Raw genomic sequence first — 3,684 nt, 5'->3', positions numbered from 1 at the left:
TGGCATCAGCCCCCACATTTACACGACTCGGGAAGGGCTTGTCCCGCAGGGATATATACGACCTGGCCTACGCCTTTGCAGAGCATTTTCTCAGCAGCTATAAAAAACCGCCCAAGCTGGCAGTCATTGATCTGGATCACACGGCCAGCCTGACCCACGGTGCTCAACAGTACAGTCTGTTTAATACCAAATACGGCAATACCTGCTACTTGCCACTGATGATTTTTGAAGGTTTGAGCGGGAAGTTGATCACAGCCATTCTTCGGCCGGGTAAAACACCTTCGGGACGAAAGCATGGCAGAAGCTCGCCACTGTTTGCAAACACGTACAGCTTACGCCCGATTAAATAAATTACCGATACCTTACCGGGTGCGTCTGTATGGCGAGGCTCAGTATCAGGCAAAGAGCTGGAAAGGGCTGGATACACGTGTCATATATAAGGCTGAAGTGAACCAGATGGGTGACAACCCTCGCTTTGTATTGACATCAATCAAGAATGCCTCGGCCCGGTGCGTTTATTAGCTGTTCTATTGTCCCAGAGGACAGGATGAAAACTACATCAAACACCTGATTGTCTTGCTGGTATTATCACCCAGCAAGGATTGCCAACTGCTGTATGAGTAACTTTATTGGAGCTATCCAGGGCAACTACTTGTTTTTTTGTTGTGCAGTGTCTGTGGGTAGTTGGTTCAATGGTGCAGGCTGATCAGTTACCAACGTTGCTTTGTTTAATAGTTCCCGGAGGGCAGCAATTTCCTCGCGATTTGTTTTGCAGCTCTCATTAATCTCTTTTTGTTCCCTGTATAATTGATCCAGCTTGTCCATTGGCTTTTTGTTCAATTCCTTAATATTCTTTTCAAGATTCTCAATTTTTTTCTGGTTTTCGGTAAGTTTCAAAGTATTCTGTCTCAGCCTGTTCGATAATTGTTCAAACCTTTCCACTAGTGCATTGTTTAACTGCTGTTTGTTTTTGAGCAGTAGTACATTAGTGTATTGATGCCAGGCAATGCTGCGACGATTCAGGGTGCCAGCCAGGAGATTGGCACCGCAAAATGTCATAAAACCAACAGGTTCAGATGTTATAGGGCTAACGATGCTACCGAAAATTTGACCAAAAACTCCACAACAGGCCGAACCTGCCAGCAAATCAAAATCTAAATAGTCTAACAAGTGTTCGGACGGCGCAATCGGGGGTGGTTGCATGATTGTTAATTCCTGAAAATGAGGGCTACATACTTAGTTAGTTATTACGGCGATAGATCAAACTAAAACATTTCCTCTAATATCCGACTTTCTTTCCAGAAAAAAGTTCAAAATATTTGATTGAAGGACCTTGGCTTTTTTTTCCTCTTCCTTGTTCTTTTTTTGGGTTTGCCTGTTTGCTTCTCTGAATGCTCTTCGCCGGTTAAGTAACAGTGATGTGAGGATTGACACCCGTTATCGATGGTAACGTTTGCCTCATATACCCACCCGATTTTATAGGATACAGAACCATGGGCCTGTGGCGGGATGTCCAGCCTGGTCTTTATTTCATCAATACATCGTTTTATTGAATCCGGGTTCAAAAAGGTGTTAGTGGGGATTTCAATGACCTCAAATCCTGCTTTTTGCAGCAGTGCGATTTTCAGCAGAGTCGAACCATTCCTGGTTTTGAAATCACCACACACGTAATGAAAGGGTCCCTGAATTTCAATAATAATATTGTGGTCAGGCAGTAGCAGATCAACCGGAGGTAATGAGTTCAGACTCCTTTCTGCTTCAATTTTTAAAGAGGGAATAGATGATTGAAGTTGATCGTGGAAGTCGGTTTGATGTTTTGAAATGCTGGTCTGGTAATGGGGGACGATGGGACACGCCCTGTCAAGCCAGCTTGCGGCCATGGCAATGAGGGATTGTTCCTCTACATCGTTTGGGGATGCATTTTCGAAGCGAGTAAACAGGGCGTCCATGTGCTTTTCAAGCAAGCTGTTTTTATTGGTATTGGCATTGGCATCTGGACAGAGCCTGGCACAGCATACCAATACTCCCCAGAGAGACATCGATATATCTTGCTGAGATAACTGAGGGCATTGACTGATTTGGTAGAGAAGAAGTTCAGACGTGGATTTAACCACGTTCAGCTCAACGAGCTCACCCAGTTTCGCCATGGCCCACAGCAGGCTGGCGATATCCCGGGCATTGAGTTGGACTTTCTTTGCGTTCTCGTGGGGCAACAGCGCGGCCACGACCTCTTTGAGACCTGGTGTCTGCTCCTGCCCGTTGTCCACCAGTTTTGCCATGGCCCACAGCAGGTTGGCGATACCCTGAGGAATAAATTGGTCTTTTTGTGCGTTCACGTGGGGCAGCAATGCGGCCACAGCCTCTTTGAGTTCTGGTGTCTGCGCCTGCCCGTTGTCTACCAGTTTCGCCATGGCCCACAGCAGGTTGGCGATTTCCTGGGGTTTAAAGTTAGCTTTCAGTGCCTTCACATGGGACAGCAGCGTGGCTACGGCCGCTTTGAGCTCTGGTGTCTGCGCCTGCCCGTTGTCCACCAGTTTTGCCATGGCCCACAGCAGGTTGGCGATTTCCTGGGGGTTAAAGTTAGCTTGCAGTGCTTTCACGTGGGGCAGTAGCATGGCTATGGCCGCTTTGAGCCCTGGTGTCTGCTCCTGCCCGTTGTCCACCAGTTTCGCCATGGCCCACAGCAGGTTGACGATACCTTGTGGTATAAAGTTAGCGTTCTGTGTATTCACGTGGGGCAACAATGCGCCTGAGGCCTCTTTGAGCCCTGGTATCTGCTCCAGCCCGTTGTCCACCAGTTTCGCCATGGCCCACAGCAGGTTGGCGATATCCTGGGCATTAAATTGGACTTTCTGTGCGTTCATGTGGGGTAACAACACGGCTAAGGCCTCTTTGAGCCCTGGTGTCTGCTCCAGCCCGTTGTCCACCAGTTTCGCCATGGCCCACAGCAGGTTGGCAGTTTCCTGTGGCTTAAAGTTAGCTTTTTGTGTGTTCACAAGGGTCAACAGCACGGCCACAGCCTCTTTGAGGCCTGGTATCTGCTCCAGCCTGTTGTCCACCAGTTTCGCCATGGCCCATAGCATGTTGGCGATATGCTGGGCATCAAATTGGTCTTTCTGTGCATTCACGTTTGGCAACAGCACGACTAAGGCCTCTTTGAGCCCTGGTGTATGCTCCAGCCCGTTGTCCACCAGTTTTGCCATGGCCGACAGCAGGTTGGCATTTTCCTGTGGCTTAAAGTTAGCTTTCTGTGCGTTCAAGTGGGACAAAAGTATGGCCAAGGTCTCGTTGAGCTCTGGTGTCAGCTTCTGCCCGTTGACTACCAGTTTCGCCATGGCCCACAGCATGTTGGCGATCTGCTGAGGAATAAATTGGACTTTCTGTGCGTTCACGTGGGGCAACAGCGCGGCCACTGTCGCTTTGAACCCTGGCGTCCACTTCTGCCCGTTGTCTACCAGTTTTGCCATTGCCCACAGCTGGTTGGAGATTCCCCAGGCATCAATGTCCCTGGCTTGAGGTTTTTGGTTGCACTTGAATATGATGGCATCAAGTTGTGTTGACAATAAGTAAGCTTGAGTTAGCTTGACACGCTCATCCATGGGGTTATGAGGGGTAAAAAACCCCGCTGAAGTCAATGAATGGAGTGTTGTTGTAAGGCTTCGCCAGTCCCAACGCCGTGTTATG

At 48.7% G+C, this 3,684-nt stretch carries 4 protein-coding genes; 2 read left to right on the top strand and 2 right to left on the bottom strand.

Annotation, left to right across the window (positions count from 1 at the left end):
• Together ACO6V1_RS22945 and ACO6V1_RS22940 are read left to right on the top strand one after the other, a co-directional pair.
• The coding region (locus ACO6V1_RS22945; RefSeq protein ID WP_422468802.1) for a transposase at positions 1–350 on the top strand (350 nt) is incomplete at its 5' end.
• Complete coding sequence (locus ACO6V1_RS22940; protein ID WP_422450731.1) at positions 295–522, top strand: transposase; 228 nt, start codon at positions 295–297, stop codon at positions 520–522. The genes ACO6V1_RS22945 and ACO6V1_RS22940, both read left to right, overlap by 56 nt.
• 126 nt (positions 523–648) lie before the next feature.
• Here ACO6V1_RS22940 and ACO6V1_RS22935 read toward each other — a convergent pair whose 3' ends face one another.
• Complete coding sequence (locus ACO6V1_RS22935; protein WP_422463868.1) at positions 649–1,203, bottom strand: hypothetical protein; 555 nt, start codon at positions 1,201–1,203, stop codon at positions 649–651.
• A 107-nt stretch (positions 1,204–1,310) separates the two neighbouring features.
• The coding region (locus tag ACO6V1_RS22930; RefSeq protein ID WP_422468800.1) for a DUF1601 domain-containing protein at positions 1,311–3,684 on the bottom strand (2,374 nt) is incomplete at its 5' end.

The organism is Endozoicomonas sp. ALC013 (genome assembly GCF_049310205.1).
Lineage (GTDB): Bacteria > Pseudomonadota > Gammaproteobacteria > Pseudomonadales > Endozoicomonadaceae > Endozoicomonas.
Note: the sequence above shows the minus strand (reverse complement) of the source record. Positions and strands in the feature narration are given on the sequence as shown.